Source organism: Halomonas sp. HAL1 (assembly GCF_030544485.1).
In the GTDB taxonomy this organism is placed as follows: Bacteria; Pseudomonadota; Gammaproteobacteria; order Pseudomonadales; family Halomonadaceae; genus Vreelandella; species Vreelandella arctica.
Genome location: NZ_CP130610.1, coordinates 50167 through 66824, shown reverse-complemented (window position 1 = coordinate 66824; position 16658 = coordinate 50167). Strand labels below are relative to the sequence as shown.

16 protein-coding genes are annotated in these 16658 nt (G+C 55.0%); 11 read left to right on the top strand and 5 right to left on the bottom strand.

Annotated features, from left to right (window positions below):
• Positions 1 to 29 precede the first annotated feature (29 nt).
• A complete protein-coding gene (gene metF / locus Q3Y66_RS00300; protein WP_008959643.1) occupies positions 30 to 872 on the bottom strand; it encodes a methylenetetrahydrofolate reductase [NAD(P)H] in 843 nt (280 codons plus the stop codon).
• A 141-nt stretch (positions 873 to 1013) separates the two neighbouring features.
• On the opposite strand from metF, the gene Q3Y66_RS00295 reads away from it, so the two are divergent.
• Positions 1014 to 1949, top strand: a complete 936-nt coding sequence (locus Q3Y66_RS00295; RefSeq protein WP_008959644.1) for an AEC family transporter — start codon at positions 1014 to 1016, stop codon at positions 1947 to 1949.
• Positions 1950 to 1961: 12 nt separating this feature from the next.
• Here Q3Y66_RS00295 and ligB read toward each other — a convergent pair whose 3' ends face one another.
• Positions 1962 to 3638: an NAD-dependent DNA ligase LigB gene (gene ligB / locus Q3Y66_RS00290; RefSeq protein ID WP_008959645.1), complete on the bottom strand. Its 1677-nt coding sequence runs from the start codon at positions 3636 to 3638 to the stop codon at positions 1962 to 1964.
• A gap of 140 nt (positions 3639 to 3778) precedes the next feature.
• Positions 3779 to 4999: a methionine adenosyltransferase gene (gene metK, locus Q3Y66_RS00285; protein WP_008959646.1), complete on the bottom strand. Its 1221-nt coding sequence runs from the start codon at positions 4997 to 4999 to the stop codon at positions 3779 to 3781.
• A gap of 253 nt (positions 5000 to 5252) precedes the next feature.
• On the opposite strand from metK, the gene tkt reads away from it, so the two are divergent.
• The 7 genes from tkt (at position 5253) to Q3Y66_RS00250 (ending at position 12370) form a co-directional block, all read left to right on the top strand.
• Complete coding sequence (gene tkt / locus Q3Y66_RS00280; protein ID WP_008959647.1) at positions 5253 to 7244, top strand: transketolase; 1992 nt, start codon at positions 5253 to 5255, stop codon at positions 7242 to 7244.
• A gap of 3 nt (positions 7245 to 7247) precedes the next feature.
• Positions 7248 to 7601 carry a CidA/LrgA family protein gene (locus Q3Y66_RS00275; protein ID WP_008959648.1) on the top strand — a complete coding sequence of 118 codons (354 nt, stop codon included), beginning with the start codon at positions 7248 to 7250 and terminating at the stop codon, positions 7599 to 7601.
• The gene (locus Q3Y66_RS00270; RefSeq protein ID WP_008959649.1) at positions 7591 to 8316 is read left to right on the top strand and encodes an LrgB family protein; all 726 of its coding nucleotides are present in this window, start codon (positions 7591 to 7593) and stop codon (positions 8314 to 8316) included. Before Q3Y66_RS00275 ends, Q3Y66_RS00270 begins: the two co-directional genes overlap by 11 nt.
• A 104-nt stretch (positions 8317 to 8420) precedes the next feature.
• Positions 8421 to 9458 (top strand): type I glyceraldehyde-3-phosphate dehydrogenase, encoded by a 1038-nt coding sequence (locus tag Q3Y66_RS00265; protein WP_035587409.1) that lies wholly within the window; start codon positions 8421 to 8423, stop codon positions 9456 to 9458.
• 67 nt (positions 9459 to 9525) lie between these two features.
• Positions 9526 to 10695 (top strand): phosphoglycerate kinase, encoded by a 1170-nt coding sequence (locus Q3Y66_RS00260; protein ID WP_008959651.1) that lies wholly within the window; start codon positions 9526 to 9528, stop codon positions 10693 to 10695.
• A 96-nt stretch (positions 10696 to 10791) separates the two neighbouring features.
• Positions 10792 to 11856 (top strand): class II fructose-bisphosphate aldolase, encoded by a 1065-nt coding sequence (fba, locus tag Q3Y66_RS00255; RefSeq protein WP_008959652.1) that lies wholly within the window; start codon positions 10792 to 10794, stop codon positions 11854 to 11856.
• 238 nt (positions 11857 to 12094) lie between these two features.
• Positions 12095 to 12370: a hypothetical protein gene (locus Q3Y66_RS00250; protein ID WP_238528594.1), complete on the top strand. Its 276-nt coding sequence runs from the start codon at positions 12095 to 12097 to the stop codon at positions 12368 to 12370.
• Positions 12371 to 12387: 17 nt separating this feature from the next.
• Here Q3Y66_RS00250 and Q3Y66_RS00245 read toward each other — a convergent pair whose 3' ends face one another.
• Positions 12388 to 12810: a hypothetical protein gene (locus Q3Y66_RS00245; protein ID WP_008959654.1), complete on the bottom strand. Its 423-nt coding sequence runs from the start codon at positions 12808 to 12810 to the stop codon at positions 12388 to 12390.
• Positions 12811 to 13096: 286 nt separating this feature from the next.
• Here Q3Y66_RS00245 and Q3Y66_RS00240 point away from each other — a divergent pair, with 286 nt between their 5' ends.
• From Q3Y66_RS00240 to Q3Y66_RS00230, 3 genes are read left to right on the top strand one after another with little or no spacing between them, the layout of a single operon-like run.
• Positions 13097 to 13795, top strand: coding sequence for an HAD family phosphatase (locus tag Q3Y66_RS00240; protein ID WP_008959655.1), 699 nt, complete (start codon positions 13097 to 13099; stop codon positions 13793 to 13795).
• 2 nt (positions 13796 to 13797) lie between these two features.
• A complete protein-coding gene (locus Q3Y66_RS00235; protein WP_008959656.1) occupies positions 13798 to 14172 on the top strand; it encodes a translation initiation factor Sui1 in 375 nt (124 codons plus the stop codon).
• Between the two features lie 58 nt (positions 14173 to 14230).
• Positions 14231 to 15139, top strand: a complete 909-nt coding sequence (locus Q3Y66_RS00230; protein ID WP_008959657.1) for a nuclease-related domain-containing protein — start codon at positions 14231 to 14233, stop codon at positions 15137 to 15139.
• An 8-nt stretch (positions 15140 to 15147) separates the two neighbouring features.
• On the opposite strand, the gene Q3Y66_RS00225 is transcribed toward Q3Y66_RS00230, so the two are convergent.
• A complete protein-coding gene (locus Q3Y66_RS00225) occupies positions 15148 to 16479 on the bottom strand; it encodes a deoxyguanosinetriphosphate triphosphohydrolase (RefSeq protein ID WP_008959658.1) in 1332 nt (443 codons plus the stop codon).
• Positions 16480 to 16658 lie beyond the last annotated feature (179 nt).

Sequence of the window (16658 nt, the reverse complement as noted above, 5' to 3'; positions counted from 1 at the left end):
AGTTAAGCGCCAACCAGTAATAAAGGGGCTTAGTCAGTCAGGTTGTCGACGACCTTCAGCACCGGTGCGGCTTGGTTAAGGGTATAAAAGTGCAGGCCTGGCGCACCACCATCCAGCAACCGTTGGCAAAGACGGCTCACCACATCGGTGCCAAAAGCGGCAATCGCTTCGCTGTCATCACCATACGATTCCAACTGCTTGCGAATCCAGCGCGGGATCTCGGCACCACAGGCGTCAGAGAAACGCGCCAGCTTGGTGTAGTTGGTAATCGGCATAATCCCGGGGATAATCGGCTGCTCAACGCCCAGCGCGCGGGCTTTATCAACGAAGTTGAAATAGGCATCGGCGGTGAAGAAGTACTGGGTGATGGCCATGTTGGCCCCCGCCTTCATTTTACGCGCGAAGTTTTCCACATCCTTATCAAGATTAGGCGCCTGTGGATGAGATTCAGGATAAGCGGCTACGGCGATATCGAAATGGTCACCGGTTTCCGTGCGAATAAACTCAACCAATTCGTTGGCATAACGTAGCTCACCAATGCTTCCCATACCGGAGGGCATGTCACCACGCAGCGCTACCAGGCTATCCACGCCCTCTTCCCGGTACTGCGCCAGCAGGTCGCGCAGCTGAGCTTTCTCACTTCCAATACAAGAAAGGTGCGGCGCGGTGGTGATGCCACTCTCGCCGACCGCACGCACTACCTCGCGGGTACGCGCCTGAGTCGACCCACCGGCGCCGTATGTCACCGAGAAAAAACGCGGTTTGCGGGCGGCCAGCTCATCACGAACGTGGATCAGCTTGTCGCGCCCAGCATCGGTATTGGGCGGGAAGAACTCAAAGCTGATGCCTAACGGATGCTCGTGGCTGCTCATGGGATTTCCTTTTTAGATCAATAGTGATGATATTTGGGGTATTCTCGCTGTTCCATTGCGCTGGGGCTAATGAAAGATTTCACGCTCGGCCTTTAATTCGGCTCATGTTCGTCAGTCACCACATATTTTACGGGAGGGTAAATGGATCTTGCACCTGCGGCCCTGGTTGGGCCACTACTGATGTTACTGAGCTATGTGGCGTTAGGCTGGCTCGCCGCCCAACGGCTTAAACTGGATCCTCGCCCGATTGCCACGCTATTGGTTTACCTGATTGCCCCCTTTACCATTTTCCGTGCATTGATGAACGGTGGCCCGACACCTGACTATTTGCTGCTGACATTAGCGCTGTTCATTTTGGCGAGCCTCATGGCGCTGGTGGTACAACGCATTACGCGCCACCGTTTTGGTGAACATGAAGCCGCCCTGCTGGCGTTCTCCTCAGGGACGGGCAACACCGGCTATTTCGGGTTGCCGATCGCGCTAATCTTGCTGCCCCCCGAGGGCGTCACTCTTTACCTGTTCTGCATGCTGGGGATCAATATCTACGAATTTACCGTAGGCTTTTACCTTAGCGCGCGCGGGCGCTTTTCAGTGCGTGAGAGCTTGATCAAAATTTCACGTCTACCGCTTATTTACGCCTTTTTATTAGCCTTAATGCTTAGCGCTTTGGAAGTAACCATCCCCACCGCGGTAATGAGTTCGCTACAAGTCTTCCCCGCTACGTATACGCTACTGGGCATGATGATCATTGGCATGACGCTCAGCCAAGTAACGCTTGCCGCCTGGGACTCACGCTTTGTAGCCACCTGTCTGGGCCTTCGCTATCTGCTCTGGCCGCTCGTCATGTTGGGAGCTGCTTTAATACTACAGTGGGTGGCACCTCTTTCCACGGAACTGGCCTTGGCACTGCTGTTGATAGGCGTGGTACCCATGGCTTCCAACGTAGTGGTGGTGGCCATGGAGCTGGGTATTCAGCCACAAAAAGGCGCGTTAGCCGTGCTGGTCACCACACTGCTCGCGCCGCTGCTGATTCCGCTTTATCTCGGTTTGATGCTGCGTCTCACCGGGCTTGGTTAGTGAGTGAGTTAGCTAAAACCCTGCAACCCCCGCCTGCTGCAACTGCCGAGCCATGCGCTGCACGTCGGGGTGGCTGAAAAACGCTACCAGCGCATCAGCACGAACCCGGCCGACGCCAGAAACGGCTTGCCACTCTTCGCGCTGGTAGCCTGCTAACTCATCCCAATCCCCACGAACTGACTCGCTACCCGGCGGCGCCCCCAGTGCACTCAGCCATGCCGAAAACGGCCTGCTACGGGCAACCTGAAACTGCTCAATGAGCGCAGCGGCAGTGACCTCACCAATGCCATACGCCAGCTTTAGCTGACGTGGTTCAACCTCCAACCAGTCCAGTAAATGAGTGACTACGCCCGCGTCCATCAGCGCTTGCCAGGTACCTTCACCAATACCCTGCATGCCAAGCTGCTCGCCAAGATGGGTGAGCCGCGCCAGCAACTGGGCATCGCAGCCAAGGGTTAATTCAAAGCAGCTCAGCAGGTTAAAGCGCTGGGGTGAAGGCGGAGTCAACGGCGAGCGCTCCTGGGTATGCCACACCACCTCGCTTAACTGGGGAATCGTTAACCCGCCCAAGAAGATCGCCACTTGATCGCCAGGTCGAACATCCAGTGCTTCCCAGCGCTCCAGCGAGCCTAACGAAACACGGCTGATGCGACGCCCCTCCAGCTGTACCGGGTTAAGCCACACCAGCGGCGTCACACGGCCGGTACGCCCTACGCGAAATTCAATGCCGCGTACTTCCGCTAGCGCCTGCTGAGCGGGGTATTTCCAGGCAATGGCCCACTCCGGCGGTGACGATGACCAGCTCCGTACGCCAGGGCGCTCGGCTTGTTTGATGACCACGCCGTCGGTGGCAAACGGCAGCGGGCCGTTGAACCAGCTATCGCGCCAGTAAGTGGCATCACGTCGGTCATCTAGCGGCTGGGTATAGCTGGCAGTATCAAAGCCCAGCGCGGTAAGACGCGCTAAACGCTCGTCCATACCAGTAGGCCCGTCGGGCCAATCCCAAACAAACAGGCCAATACGCTCAAGGGTGGCCACGGTAGGTGAGGACTGCGCCATTGCTCCCGCCACGGCGCCCCGGGCACCCGATGCGGGTGACCGTGACTGCACGTGCTGGGTTAGCCGCCAGTACAATTCGCCTTGGAGCACCGCAGAAATAGGCTCAGGCAGCGTACTGGGAACATCGGGTAACTGGCGCGCCCGACTCGTCCAGTCTTGGCCCCGCTCGCCATCGCCACGGCTAACGGCTTCAACCAATTCGCCATCGACATAGCGCAGCGTAATCGCCACGCCGTCTACCTTGGGTTGAATCCATAGATCTTCGCGGCGGCTGGTAAAGCGCCTGACGCCATCGTCATCGGCTTTAGTAAGCCCACGCTGCGCCGCCGGATGATCGAGAGTACCGCTGCTTCGGGTAACTCGCGAAAGCGGGCGATGGGCTGGTGAATTACCTAAGCAACGTTGCCAAGTGGCTAGGCGCTCTACGGCTTGGTCGTAGAGGGCGTCATTGATCAGCGTGACGCCCTCGTCATGGTAGGCTGTGTCCCAGCGTTGAACCTGCTCGGCCAGTGCTTTGCTTTCGCGAGTCAAGCGCTCCTTCGACCAATCAGGGCACTCGGCAGCCTGTGCGGAAAACGTGACAAGCCCGATAAGGCTAGCGAATACCCACGCAACGAGACCACTTGCCATCTTGCCCCTCCTCTTCACACGAATCGTTAGCAAATAGACTTAGCCTAACGCAGGGCTTCGAAGCAGCGCATAAAAAAAGCCCCCGGCCGGAGCCAAAGGGGCGATTTCATACATTGCTTACAAACGCGGTAGCGAATGTCTTACAAATTGGCCGCCTTGCGCAGCGCATCGGCTTTATCAATTTTTTCCCACGGAAAGGCGGTAAAGGTTTCGGTATGTTCCTCACCTTTATCATCGCTCCAAGTGTAGCTGTGCTCGAACGGCGCACGACCAAAGTGTCCGTAAGCAGCAGTGAGCTGATACATCGGGTGGAGCAGGTCGAGCATTTTGGTGATTGCGTAAGGGCGCAGATCGAAATGCTCGCGAACCAGCGCAACAATCTGTTTATCGTCAATTTTGCCGGTACCAAAGGTATCAATAGAGACCGAGGTGGGTTCGGCCACACCAATGGCGTAAGAGACCTGAATCTCACACTTGTCTGCCAGGCCCGACGCAACAATATTTTTAGCCACATAGCGACCCGCGTAGGCGGCGCTGCGGTCAACTTTAGAGGGGTCTTTGCCTGAAAATGCACCACCACCGTGACGTGCCATGCCGCCGTAAGTATCGACGATGATCTTACGCCCCGTTAGGCCACAATCGCCTACCGGGCCGCCAATGACGAACTTGCCGGTCGGGTTAATGTGGTACTGGGTGTGCTCATCCAACCATTCAGCGGGGATCACTTGCTCAATGACCTCGCGCTTGATCATTTTACGCAGATCTTCCTGATCGATGTCAGGATCGTGTTGCGTGGAAAGCACGATGGCATCGACACCGCAAGGCTGGCCTTCGGCATTATAGCGGAAGGTGACCTGGCTCTTGGCATCCGGGCGCAGCCACGGCAGTAGGCCATTTTTACGCAGTTCGGCCTGACGCTCGACTAAACGGTGCGAGTAGTGGATCGGCGCGGGCATAAACGAATCAGTTTCGTTGGTCGCGTAGCCAAACATTAAGCCCTGATCGCCTGCGCCCTGATCTTCCGGCTTGGTACGGTCGACGCCTTGGGCAATATCGACACTCTGCTTACCGATCAGGTTAACCACGCCACAAGTCGCGCCATCAAAGCCGACATCAGACGAGTTATAGCCGATGCTGATAATCACATCGCGCACGAGAGTTTCTAAATCAACCCAGGCGGAGGTGGTAATTTCGCCGGCAATGATCGCCACCCCGGTTTTTACCATGGTTTCACAGGCAACACGCGCCTGTTTATCACGGGCGATGATGGCATCTAACACCGCGTCAGAGATCTGATCGGCAATCTTATCGGGATGACCTTCGGAGACGGACTCGGAGGTAAACAGGGAATATTCGCTCATCGCGCACTCGACCCTCTGTATGACGGCTGTCTCTAATCCACAGCATCAGCAGGAAATCATGGCAGGTAACTCCTGCCCGTAAGAGAAGCGGCAGCACCACTTTCTCCACCACTTCGGGGGGCAGAGTCTACACGCTGTCGGCGATGCTTCCCAGAACGCGCTTACCAGAATTTGCCATCATATTTGCCGCAACATGGGAAGTCAGCGACAATAGCGGCTTTATAATTTCTGTTTCCAGGCGAGGAGCACCCCCATGCCATCCCGTTTTGAGCTAGCCAATGCCATTCGCGCGCTTTCCATGGATGCCGTTCAGAAGGCCAAGTCCGGCCACCCTGGTGCGCCCATGGGCATGGCGGATATTGCCGAGGTGCTATGGAATGACTACCTCAAGCACAATCCCGAAGACCCCAAGTGGGCCGATCGTGATCGGTTCGTGCTTTCCAATGGTCACGGCTCCATGCTGCTTTACTCTCTACTGCACCTAAGCGGCTATGAGCTAAGCTTGGAACAACTGCAGAATTTCCGCCAGCTGCACTCGCCCACCGCGGGCCACCCGGAATTCGGCTACGCGCCGGGCATTGAGACCACCACCGGCCCGCTCGGCCAGGGCTTTGCCAATGCGGTAGGCTTTGCGATTGCAGAAAAAACCCTGGCGGCGCAGTTCAATCGCCCTGGCCACAGCATTGTTGATCACCACACCTGGTGTTTCCTGGGTGACGGCTGCTTGATGGAAGGCATCTCCCACGAAGCGGCCTCACTAGCGGGTACCCAGCAGTTGGGTAAATTGATCGCGCTTTATGACGACAACGGCATCTCCATTGATGGCGAAGTCGAAGGCTGGTTTACCGACGATACCGCCAAGCGTTTTGAAGCTTACGGCTGGCACGTGGTACCGAATGTCGATGGTCACAAGCCCGAAGAAGTAAAAGCCGCTATTGAGCTGGCCAAGAGCCACGACGATAAGCCGAGCCTGATTATTTGCAAAACCATCATCGGTTTTGGCGCGCCCAACAAGCAGGGCAAAGAGGAAGCCCACGGTGCGGCATTGGGTGATGACGAAGTCGCCCTGGCCCGCATCCAGCTTGATTGGCCCCACGCTCCGTTCCATATCCCTGAGCCCATCTACTCCGCCTGGGATGCCCGTGCCGCTGGAAAAGCAGCCCAGCAGGCGTGGGATGAGCGCTTTGCTCGCTATGCCGAGGCCTTCCCCAGCGAAGCGCGGGAGTTTAAGCGCCGAATGAAGCGCCAGCTGCCCACCGAACTTGCCACTGAAGCACTGATCGAGCAGGCCCAAGAACGCGGAGAGACCATCGCGTCTCGCAAAGCTTCCTTTGAAGTGTTGAATACGATTGGCCCGCAAATGCCGGAACTGCTGGGTGGCAGTGCCGATTTGGCGCCCTCCAACCTGACCTTCTGGAAAGGCGCTAAGGCGATCACCCCGGAAGACGCCAGCGGTAACTACCTGCACTACGGTGTCCGTGAGTTTGGCATGGGAGCCGTCATGAACGGGATCGCTCTGCACGGCGGTCTGGTACCTTACGGCGCGACCTTCCTGATCTTTATGGAGTACATGCGTAACTCGATCCGCATGGCGTCACTGATGGGCCAGCAGGTGATTTACGTCTTTACCCACGACTCCATTGGCCTGGGTGAAGATGGCCCGACCCACCAACCGATTGAGCAACTTACCAACCTGCGTACCACGCCGAACCTCAATACTTGGCGCCCTTGTGATGCAGTGGAAACCGCCGCCTCTTGGGATGCCGCCATCAAGCGCCACTCAGGCCCCACGGCGCTGGTGCTGTCCCGCCAGAACCTGCCCCACCAGCAGCGCACGAAAGCGCAGTTGGCAGCGATCCAAAACGGTGCGTACGTTCTCAAGGACAGCGAAGGAACGCCGGAGTTGATACTGATTGCCACCGGTTCAGAAGTGTCGTTGGTGATGGACGCCGCTGCCGAGCTTGAGCAGCAAGGCAAAGCCGTACGCGTAGTTTCCATGCCCTCGGCTTACCGCTTTAACGGTCAAGACGCTGAGTACCGTGAGAGCGTGCTGCCTAAAGCAGTCACCAAGCGTATCGCGATCGAAGCAGCTCACGCCGACTACTGGTACAAGTATGTAGGTCTGGACGGCCGCGTGATCGGCATGACCACTTACGGCGAATCCGCCCCGGCGGGCGACCTGTTCAAGCACTTCGGCTTTACCGTCGAAAATGTGGTCAAGCAAGCCAACGAACTACTCGGCTAAGCCATGCCCGCACTCAGTGGCTTTCTATGGTTGATTAGCTACTGGCTGATCGGTGAAGTGGTGATTCATGTCACTGCTTTACCGATCTCGTCAGGCGTTATCGGCATGTTGCTGCTATGCGTTACTCTCGCTATCCGTGGTCGCGTTCCTGGCAGCATTGCTGCTGCCGCCCAGCCGCTAATTGCCCTGCTCGCTATGCTGATAATGCCCGGCGTAGTGGGGGTGTTTTTTATTATCGGCGAGCTGGCCGGGCAATGGAGCGCTATTCTTATCGCGCTAGTACTAGGCACATTACTCAGCGTGTTTACTACGCTTTGGCTGCTTAAACGCCTCATCGGACAGTCACATGTCCGATGATTCATCGCTGCTCGCCCTGTTAACCACCACGCCATTGTTTGCGGTGGGGTTAACGCTTACCGCTTATCTAATTGGTAACGGGCTATTTCAGCGCCTAAAACGTCCCTCTTGGCTGCCCGCCATTTTGATCGCGGCGCTGCTGTTGGCAGGGGCATTAGCCCTGATAGGGCTGCCTTACGCTACCTACCAGCAAGGTGCCACTTGGTTAACGGTGCTGCTGGGGCCAGCCACGGTGGCGCTAGGCATGCCGCTTTACCAACAGTTACCGCGTATCGTCGAACTATGGCGGCCTTTGGCGATTTGTTTGCCCATCGCCGCGGCGCTAGCGGCTTTCTATTCGCTGGCAATTGCCTGGTTACTGGGTAGTTCGAACACGATACTCGCCTCCATTGCGGCCAAATCCGTTACTGCGCCGATTGCGATTGGCATAACCGAGCAACTTGGCGGAACGGTAGCGCTACTGTTAGGGGCGCTGTTGATCACTGGCGTCATCACGATTCCCTGTGTCAGTCTCGCCGCGCGCTTTTTACATATTGATGACGAACGCCTGATCGGTTTTGCGCTTGGGCTTAACGGTCATGCAATTGGTACCGTTAGAGCGTTTGAACTCAGCCCCACGGCTGGCGCATTTGCCTCGCTGGGAATGAGCCTTACCGGCATTTTCACTGCCGTGTTGCTACCTCTCGCCTGGCGGCTGTTAGGGATGGGTGGCTGATAGGAACCGGCAACTGATAAGAATCGCTGGCAGAAATGCGTTATCATTCCACGGTTTTCGACGTCATTTTCATGATTGATTCACTTTTAAGAGCCGCCCTCCGCATGGCTAATTCTGCTCCCCGGTATCGCATCGCCATTAACGGTTACGGACGCATTGGCCAATGCGTGCTTCGGGCGCTCGTTGAGCGGCACCACCCGGAAATTGAAGTGGTCGCCATTAACGAGCTCTCCGATCTTGCCACTATCACCTACTTGACCCGCTATGACACTACCCATGGCCGCTTCCCAGGTGAGGTGGATAACGACGGCGAGTGTCTAGTGGTCAACGGCCAACGTATTCAGGTGCTATGCGAACAAGATCCGCGCAAGCTGCCCTGGAAGGCGTTTGATGTGGACCTGGTGCTGGAGTGCTCTGGGAGCTTTAAAGATCGTGCCACTGCCGAGCAGCATTTAAAGGCAGGCGCTAAGCGGCTGCTGTTTTCCCAGCCTGCGGAAAATGATGTCGACGCCACCATTGTATGGGGTATTAATGAAGGCGAGCTGGCGCTTTCCCAGCGCATCCTTTCTGCCGCTTCGTGCACCACCAACTGTCTTGTGCCGCTGTTAACCATTCTGGATGAAGCGCTCGGCCTTGAGCACGGTGTCACCACGACCATTCACTCGGCGATGAACGACCAGCCGGTGATTGATGCGTATCATCAAACCGACTTGCGTCTTACCCGCTCGGCAATGCACTCCATTGTGCCAGTGGATACCGGCTTGGCGCTCGGCATCAGCCGCTTAATGCCTCACCTGGCGGGCCGTTTCGAGTGCCTGCACGTACGCGTTCCTACCATCAATGTTTCTGCGATGGATGTCGCGTTGACGGTTCGCCGTGATACTCACCGGGATGATGTCAATGCGCTGCTGCTGGCCGCCAGTCAGCAGCGCTTAAAGGGCGTACTTGGCTATACTGAAGCACCTATGGCGTCGGTTGATTTCAACCACGACCCGCGCTCAGGCATTCTCGATGCCACCCAAACACGGGTGGCCGGTAAGCGCCTTATCAAGCTGTTGTGCTGGTTCGATAATGAGTGGGGGTTCGCTAACCGGATGCTCGATATTAGTCAGCGATTGGCCACACTTTCGGCACAGACATAACCTGTTGGCATTATTGGTTTACTTTTTACTTTCAGCTCAATGGCATAAACACGAGGAAACCGCTCACATGAACGTGAAAAAGATGACTGACCTTCCCCTGGAAGGGCAACGCGTGCTGATCCGTGAAGATTTGAATGTGCCCATCAAACATGGCCGCGTCACCAGTGACGCCCGCCTGCGAGCCGCCCTGCCAACCATTCAAGCAGCGGCGAAAGCGGGGGCAAAAGTGATGCTCATGAGCCATTTAGGTCGCCCTACTGAAGGCGAGCCCGCCGAAGAATTCTCACTCGCGCCGGTGGCTGAGCATTTGGGGGAGCTGTTAGGTCGCCCCGTGCCGCTAATCAAAGCGTATCTTGGTGAGACGTTAGAAATCGCCAACGGCGATGTCGTTCTACTAGAGAACGTGCGTTTCAATAGCGGCGAGAAAAAAGATGACGAACAGCTGGCGCAGCAGTACGCCGCGCTGTGCGATATCTTTGTCATGGATGCCTTCGGCACCGCCCACCGAGCGCAAGCCTCTACCCATGGTGTGGCGCGCTTTGCCCCCAGCGCCTGCGCAGGTCCACTGCTTGCCCAAGAATTGGATGCCTTAGAGAAAGCCCTGGCGAATCCGGCACGCCCCATGGCGGCGATTGTGGGTGGCTCAAAAGTCTCTACCAAATTGGACGTGCTTACTGCGCTGGCCGACAAATGCGACCAGCTGATCGTGGGCGGCGGCATCGCCAACACCTTTATCGCCGCTGCGGGCTATAATGTCGGCAAATCACTCCATGAAGCCGATTTGATTGGCCAGGCAAAAGCCCTGATGGAGAAGGTGTCGATTCCGTTACCCACCGATGTCGTGGTGGCCACTGAGTTTTCTGAATCGGCAGAGGCCATTGTCAAACCGGTCGATCAAGTGGCTGACAACGAGATGATTCTAGATATTGGCCCCGATACCGCCGCTCACTTGGCCGGTATGCTTAAAGATGCTGGCACCATTTTGTGGAATGGCCCCGTCGGGGTATTTGAAATCGATCAGTTCGGCAAAGGCACCCAGGTTATCGCCCAGGCTATCGCTGATAGCGCAGGTTTCTCGATTGCGGGCGGTGGTGATACGTTAGCGGCCATTGATAAATATGCTATTGCTGATCGTGTTTCCTATATCTCCACCGGCGGCGGTGCTTTCCTTGAGTATGTCGAAGGCAAGCAGTTGCCCGCCGTAGCAGCGCTCGAAGCTGCCGCCAAACGCGGTTAATATGGGGCGACTTAAACCACCCGAGCAATAAAGCCGCGGTGTTACTAGCCCCATTGTGACAACATGCTTTTTTTAAAACTTAGATAAGGTGATTGAATGGCTCTGATCAGCATGCGCCAAATGCTCGACCATGCCGCCGAATATGGCTACGGCATCCCAGCATTTAACGTTAATAATCTTGAGCAGATGCGCGCCATTATGGAAGCTGCTGATGCCACCGACTCACCGGTAATCGTGCAAGCCTCTGCTGGCGCTCGTAAATATGCGGGAGCTCCGTTTCTACGCCACCTGATTTTAGCGGCGGTAGAAGAGTTCCCCCATATCCCGGTGGTCATGCATCAGGATCACGGTACTAGCCCTGCGATTTGCCAGCGCTCTATCCAGCTTGGCTTCTCCTCGGTAATGATGGATGGCTCACTGGGCGAAGACGGCAAAACACCCACCGATTACGACTACAACGTTAACGTTACTCGTCGTGCCGTCGAAATGGCCCACGCCTGCGGTGTGTCTGTTGAAGGCGAGCTGGGCTGCCTGGGCAGTCTGGAAACAGGCATGGCCGGTGAAGAAGACGGCATTGGTGCTGAAGGCAAGCTGGATATGGAACAGCTGCTGACCGACCCTGAAGAAGCGGCCGAATTCGTCAAAGCGACGCACGTAGACGCCTTGGCCATTGCCATTGGCACCAGCCACGGCGCTTATAAGTTCACCAAGCCACCCACCGGGGATACGCTCTCTATCCAGCGCATCAAAGAGATTCATGCGCGGATTCCGGACACCCACCTCGTCATGCACGGCTCTTCATCCGTGCCGCAGGAGTGGCTGGAAGTGATTAACCAGTATGGCGGCCAGATTCCAGAAACATACGGCGTTCCGGTGGAAGAGATCGTTGAAGGGATTAAGCACGGCGTACGCAAGGTGAATATCGATACCGATCTTCGCTTGGCGTCTACAGGGGCTGTGCGTCGTTTTATGGCTCAAAATCCTGCCGAATTCGACCCACGTAAATTCCTCAAAGAAACCGTCACCGCGATGCGCGATCTGTGTATTGCTCGCTATGAAGCCTTTGGCACAGCAGGTAACGCTAGCAAAATTAAACCGATCAGTTTAGAAGAGATGTCTCTGCGCTATGAGCGCGGTGAACTGGCTCCTAAGATCAAGTAAACCTGTTACTTCCATTGTTTACTATAAAGACGACCAAACGGTCGTCTTTTTTTACCTATCCCACGTTATGCTCGACGAAATACATATTGCATTGCAGCATTGATACGCTAACACTGGTGATGAGTCCACGAGGTTTCGTGTTCAAATAGAGAGGCTAATACTCATGAAAAGCTCCACAATGCCGCCACTTATGCCCACCACTCCGTTAGCGATGTTTGATGTTTGGAAGGCGGGCCTAATGGCATTTGAACTATGGTCCACTTCCCTGTCGACCATCACGATGCGCAATCACTTATGGCAAACACAGCCTTTCTTCAGCCCTAAAATGATGAAAGAAAATCAAAAAATGGTCACCGAAAAGCTCGAGGCCAGCATGGAAGCTGGCCTCGAAATGCAGAAAGCATTGTTTAACTCTATGAATGGTCAGCTAGCCCCTTGGTGGGTCACCAGCCAGCTCACAATGAAGCCTTATCATCAGCGCAGCAGGGCTAACTCACGCCGTCTAGCTAAATAATGTTTCAGGCACTGACGTTACTCATTATCGTCAGTGTCTCCCTCGTCATCTTCGCTATTTTCTTCTTCGCTGCTATGAATAGCATCATCCGGGCTGCCAGTACCGCCTGTGCCAGCCTCTGGGTTTCGCTCTTCACTCTTGCCAGTCTCTAACTCTACGTCATCCTCGCCTGCGCTGGTGGCTACTTCTTCGTCCTTCTCCTCCTCCTCTTCTTCACGCACACGGGTCTGCTCATTAGTATCCTCGGCATCGCTAGATGACGCCACGTCGTCACGTTTTACCGATCCGGCTTTAATACCGTATTCCTTTTCAAGCGCTTCATCATTAAGAGGCTCGTGCTGTTCGCCTTCCGTTTCATGATTATCAGCAAACACATAGCCAGTCGTCGTTAGCAAAGCAGCGCTGAGGGCTAAGGGTAGGATCCAAGGGGTGAATCGCATCGGACGTTCTCCATGTTTTGGTTATGACAGAATAGTGTATCCCTACTATCTCTTCAGCGCAGCTTGGCCGTTTCCAACGCTAGCGCTACAGCGTTTCCTGAAGCTAGATGACAGACAACAGCGGCCACCAAAATGAGCGTAGCCGTTTAAGCTGGCTCAAGCGTAGTGTATAGGCAAGCAAAAAATAACAAAACAGTGTTCACAAATGACGTAAAATCCCGTTCAATAGCAGTATAGATGGCTTCAACTAACACTGGCAGCGCTAAAGCCGCTGCAAGGAACCGTAATGCCGCTCCCACTTTTGCTGTTTGACTGTGATGGCACACTCGTCGATAGCGAACCGCTACTAGCCGAAGAGATGGCCGCCGGGCTTAATTCAGTAGGGCTGCCATTTGCTACTACCGATTACCTCGGTGAATTTCGTGGAGCGCGCTTTCGGCGTATCGTTGCTGAACTTCAACAGCGCTATGGTGATGTTGATCCTGATCAGCTTGAGCGCATGGAAATCCTTATGCGAGCCAATCTAGCAACTCGGCTTGCCCAAGAGTTGACGACCATACCAGGTGCTCGTGAAGCGTTGGATATACTGAGCTCTTACCCAAGTGCGGTAGTCTCTAATGGGCCTGAAAGTAAAATTCTTACGGCGCTAAAAGCCACAGGACTTAACCATTATTTTGGAAAACGCTTTTTCAGTGGCTATACCGCCAATTGCTGGAAGCCTGAACCCTGTTTACATTTACACGCAGCCAGTATCATGGGCTATGCAGCGCGTGACTGTATCGCTATAGACGATGCCTTAGTAGGTGTTCGCGCAGCACTGCAAGCGGGGATGACGGTGATTCATTTAAATCGTTTCCCGGATGCCGAAGAGACGCCTGAAACTGCCATTATGATCAGTAATATGTATCAGTTACCCGCCGTAGTGGAGCGTCTCACGCGTGAATATTGGCAGACAGCCGTGCCTCAACACTCTATCGGAGGATGATAATGGCCTCTTTACGTGACCAATTGGGTGGGCTGGTTTACTCCACCGAACATGGTAAAACCTGCCCCACCTGCCGGGAAGCACTTGAAGCCTGTTACTGTGATGATGTAAGCGAACAACAGCGCTTAGCCGAGCTAGATGGCATAGTGCGTATTCGACGCGAAACCAGCGGCCGTAAAGGCAAAGGGGTTACCACTGTTAGCGGCATCCCTTTGTCTGGTGATGAACTTAAAACATTAGCAAAAACGCTTAAAAAACGTTGTGGGACGGGCGGAGCTATTAAAGACGGTATTATTGAAATACAAGGCGACCATCGTGATGTTCTGCGCCAGGAGCTCAGCACACTCGGCTATCAGGTTAAACTCGCAGGGGGTTAAAGCCTCTACACCACCAAGACTTACCGTCAAGTAAGTCGCTATAGGGCAAGGCACTGCAATGGCTTGGCTGGAATACTTGCTACCCCTCATTTTTTTATTCCCCATGGCGGCAATGGCCAGTATTGTCCTGGCGCTGCGCAACCTACACGATGCGCGCGTCCATTCGCCCTTCAAAGCTCCCCTTCATGAACCGGGCCAAGCGCTGCGCCATCGCCTTGACCAAGCTTTTTCCAGCCTATTTCTAAACGGGGCGTTAGGGCCCATCATTAGCTTGGCCCCTCTGGTGTATGGCATGGGCCGCATGCTTTTTGTGGACCAACAAGATTGGGTCGAATGGGCTTTATATGGACTACTCAGCACACTGCTGGTACTGACGTTTTCACTGCTGCTGGTACGTGATTATCAACGTATTCGGCGACTAAAATTAGGCCTCGCTTGCGAGCTTGCCGTTGGCCAAGAGCTTGAGCGTTTAGTCCGCCCTGAGGCCCACCCCTACTACGTATTTCATGATGTCCCCACCGATAGCTTCACGATTGATCACGTGGTGGTAACACCTCACGGTGTTTTTGTGGTGGAAACAAGGGCAAGAACACTCGCTATCGGCACTGATGGCAACGAACTCAACACAGTGGCGGTAGAGCGCGAGCGGCTACGCTTTCCACATTGGCAAGAGCGCCGGCCACTGCATAAAACGCGCCAAGGCGTTAGCTGGCTCGGCCAATGGTTAGAGCGCCGCTGCAGTGTGCCGGTACCGGTTAAAGGAGTGTTAGTGCTGCCCGGCTGGGAGATTGATACCAGCGAGGCCTCGCCGGATATTCTGGTAGTGAGCGGCGAGCAACTTGCCCAACAGCTCACCGAGATAACGCCGGGACAGATGAGCGATGCCATTCACGATAAGGTCATTCATATCTTACTGGAGCGGGCACGGCTAATGGAACTCAAACATCTCCGCCAGCCGTCCGTATAATGTACGGCTTAGTCGCCGCGTAACCGCCCACCCATCTCTTGGGCAAGATCGACTGCATAGTGGTCCGTCATCCCACCGATAAAGTCCAGCATTCGGCGGTAGCTATCGTAAAGCGGCCAAGAAGGCAGCGGCGTGTTTTCGCCAATCAGGGCCAACACACGCTGATGTTTAAACGATGAATGCCCGGTGTGATGTAGCTCGTGGGCAGCACCAATAAAAGCTTCCAAGAGAATACCTAGCGTCGTATAGGCACCAATCTCTAATTTCGCTTTACGCTCGTTTTGGAAAATACGCTCTCGGGCAAGCTGCTTCGCCGCCTGAACACCCCACCCAAGGTCGGGGTGACACAGCTCTAATAGGTCGTCACTGAGGGTGCCGCTTAGCAGGGCCTGCTCATGCTGTACAAACACCGCGCCGACATCATTGACGGCACGTTCCATAGCAGCACCGCGCAGTAAAGCGATACGCCGCCGCTGGGAGACATTACGGGCTTGCATATCGGCATATTCAGGCGGGAACTCTCCGGCAATTTGACGCAGTATTTCGACGACTTCTTCATAGCGCAGAATACCCATTTCTAAACCATCTTCCAGGTCTAACAGGGCGTAACAAATATCATCAGCGGCTTCGACAAGCCAAGCCAACGGGTGGCGGCACCAGCGCTGCTCGCCTTGCGGCAACAAACCTACCGCTTCAGCCACTTCTTTGAGTAACACTTGCTCTGACTGGTAAGCGCCGAATTTTCCCGCGCGTCCGCTGTAACGAACCGTCCAAGGGTATTTGAGTAGCGCCCCCAGGGTGGCTGCTGACAGCCGCATGCCACCATTAAACTGGTTATATTCGATCTGGGTAATCACTCGAAAACCCTGAGCATTGCCTTCATAGGTCAACAGATCCTCGCGCTCTGCGTCTGAAAGGCCTTCTAATAGCCCACTGCTTTGAGCACGCTGAAACCAATCGCGAATGGCATACTCACCGGCATGCCCAAAAGGGGGATTCCCAATGTCATGTCCCAGGCACGCTGTCTGCACAATGACCCCAAGATCAGCGGGCGTTATCCATTCTGGCAAGCGATCATGTAGTAACTCTCCGACAATCATACCCAGAGAACGACCGACACAGCCGACTTCTAGCGAGTGAGTTAGGCGAGTATGAATATGATCGTTTTCTGTCAGTGGATGCACCTGTGTCTTACGGCCAAGACGCCTGAACGAGCCTGAAAAAACAATCCGATCATGGTCTTTATGAAATGGGCTACGACCGATTTCACGAGTACTTGTTGAGCGTTGGTCGTGAAGACGACGTGGGGAAAGTAGCTGTTCCCAGCGCATCTGAGTCATGGGCAATTCTCCTTGAGGAGTGCATTTTGCCATAAAAAAAAAACCCAAGGCGTTAGCCCTGGGGGTTTTTTGGTATAGGTGCCTGACGATGGCTGCGACGGGCTGCCGGGACTCTCCATGGGGAGACCCTTGTTTTTCTTTCACGCACACAAAAAACCCAGCCGGGTGGCTGGGTTTTC

What these genes read in the sequence shown, in the direction of transcription:
- metK (WP_008959646.1), bottom strand. Translation starts at nt 4,999, where the DNA reads ATGAGCGAATATTCCCTGTTTACCTCCGAGTCCGTCTCCGAAGGTCAT.
- Q3Y66_RS00225 (WP_008959658.1), bottom strand. Translation starts at nt 16,479, where the DNA reads ATGACTCAGATGCGCTGGGAACAGCTACTTTCCCCACGTCGTCTTCAC.
- Q3Y66_RS00240 (WP_008959655.1), top strand. Translation starts at nt 13,097, where the DNA reads ATGCCGCTCCCACTTTTGCTGTTTGACTGTGATGGCACACTCGTCGAT.
- Q3Y66_RS00260 (WP_008959651.1), top strand. Translation starts at nt 9,526, where the DNA reads ATGAACGTGAAAAAGATGACTGACCTTCCCCTGGAAGGGCAACGCGTG.
- Q3Y66_RS00235 (WP_008959656.1), top strand. Translation starts at nt 13,798, where the DNA reads ATGGCCTCTTTACGTGACCAATTGGGTGGGCTGGTTTACTCCACCGAA.
- Q3Y66_RS00270 (WP_008959649.1), top strand. Translation starts at nt 7,591, where the DNA reads ATGTCCGATGATTCATCGCTGCTCGCCCTGTTAACCACCACGCCATTG.
- ligB (WP_008959645.1), bottom strand. Translation starts at nt 3,638, where the DNA reads ATGGCAAGTGGTCTCGTTGCGTGGGTATTCGCTAGCCTTATCGGGCTT.
- Q3Y66_RS00250 (WP_238528594.1), top strand. Translation starts at nt 12,095, where the DNA reads ATGGCATTTGAACTATGGTCCACTTCCCTGTCGACCATCACGATGCGC.
- tkt (WP_008959647.1), top strand. Translation starts at nt 5,253, where the DNA reads ATGCCATCCCGTTTTGAGCTAGCCAATGCCATTCGCGCGCTTTCCATG.
- Q3Y66_RS00265 (WP_035587409.1), top strand. Translation starts at nt 8,421, where the DNA reads ATGGCTAATTCTGCTCCCCGGTATCGCATCGCCATTAACGGTTACGGA.
- metF (WP_008959643.1), bottom strand. Translation starts at nt 872, where the DNA reads ATGAGCAGCCACGAGCATCCGTTAGGCATCAGCTTTGAGTTCTTCCCG.
- Q3Y66_RS00275 (WP_008959648.1), top strand. Translation starts at nt 7,248, where the DNA reads ATGCCCGCACTCAGTGGCTTTCTATGGTTGATTAGCTACTGGCTGATC.
- Q3Y66_RS00230 (WP_008959657.1), top strand. Translation starts at nt 14,231, where the DNA reads ATGGCTTGGCTGGAATACTTGCTACCCCTCATTTTTTTATTCCCCATG.
- Q3Y66_RS00245 (WP_008959654.1), bottom strand. Translation starts at nt 12,810, where the DNA reads ATGCGATTCACCCCTTGGATCCTACCCTTAGCCCTCAGCGCTGCTTTG.
- fba (WP_008959652.1), top strand. Translation starts at nt 10,792, where the DNA reads ATGGCTCTGATCAGCATGCGCCAAATGCTCGACCATGCCGCCGAATAT.
- Q3Y66_RS00295 (WP_008959644.1), top strand. Translation starts at nt 1,014, where the DNA reads ATGGATCTTGCACCTGCGGCCCTGGTTGGGCCACTACTGATGTTACTG.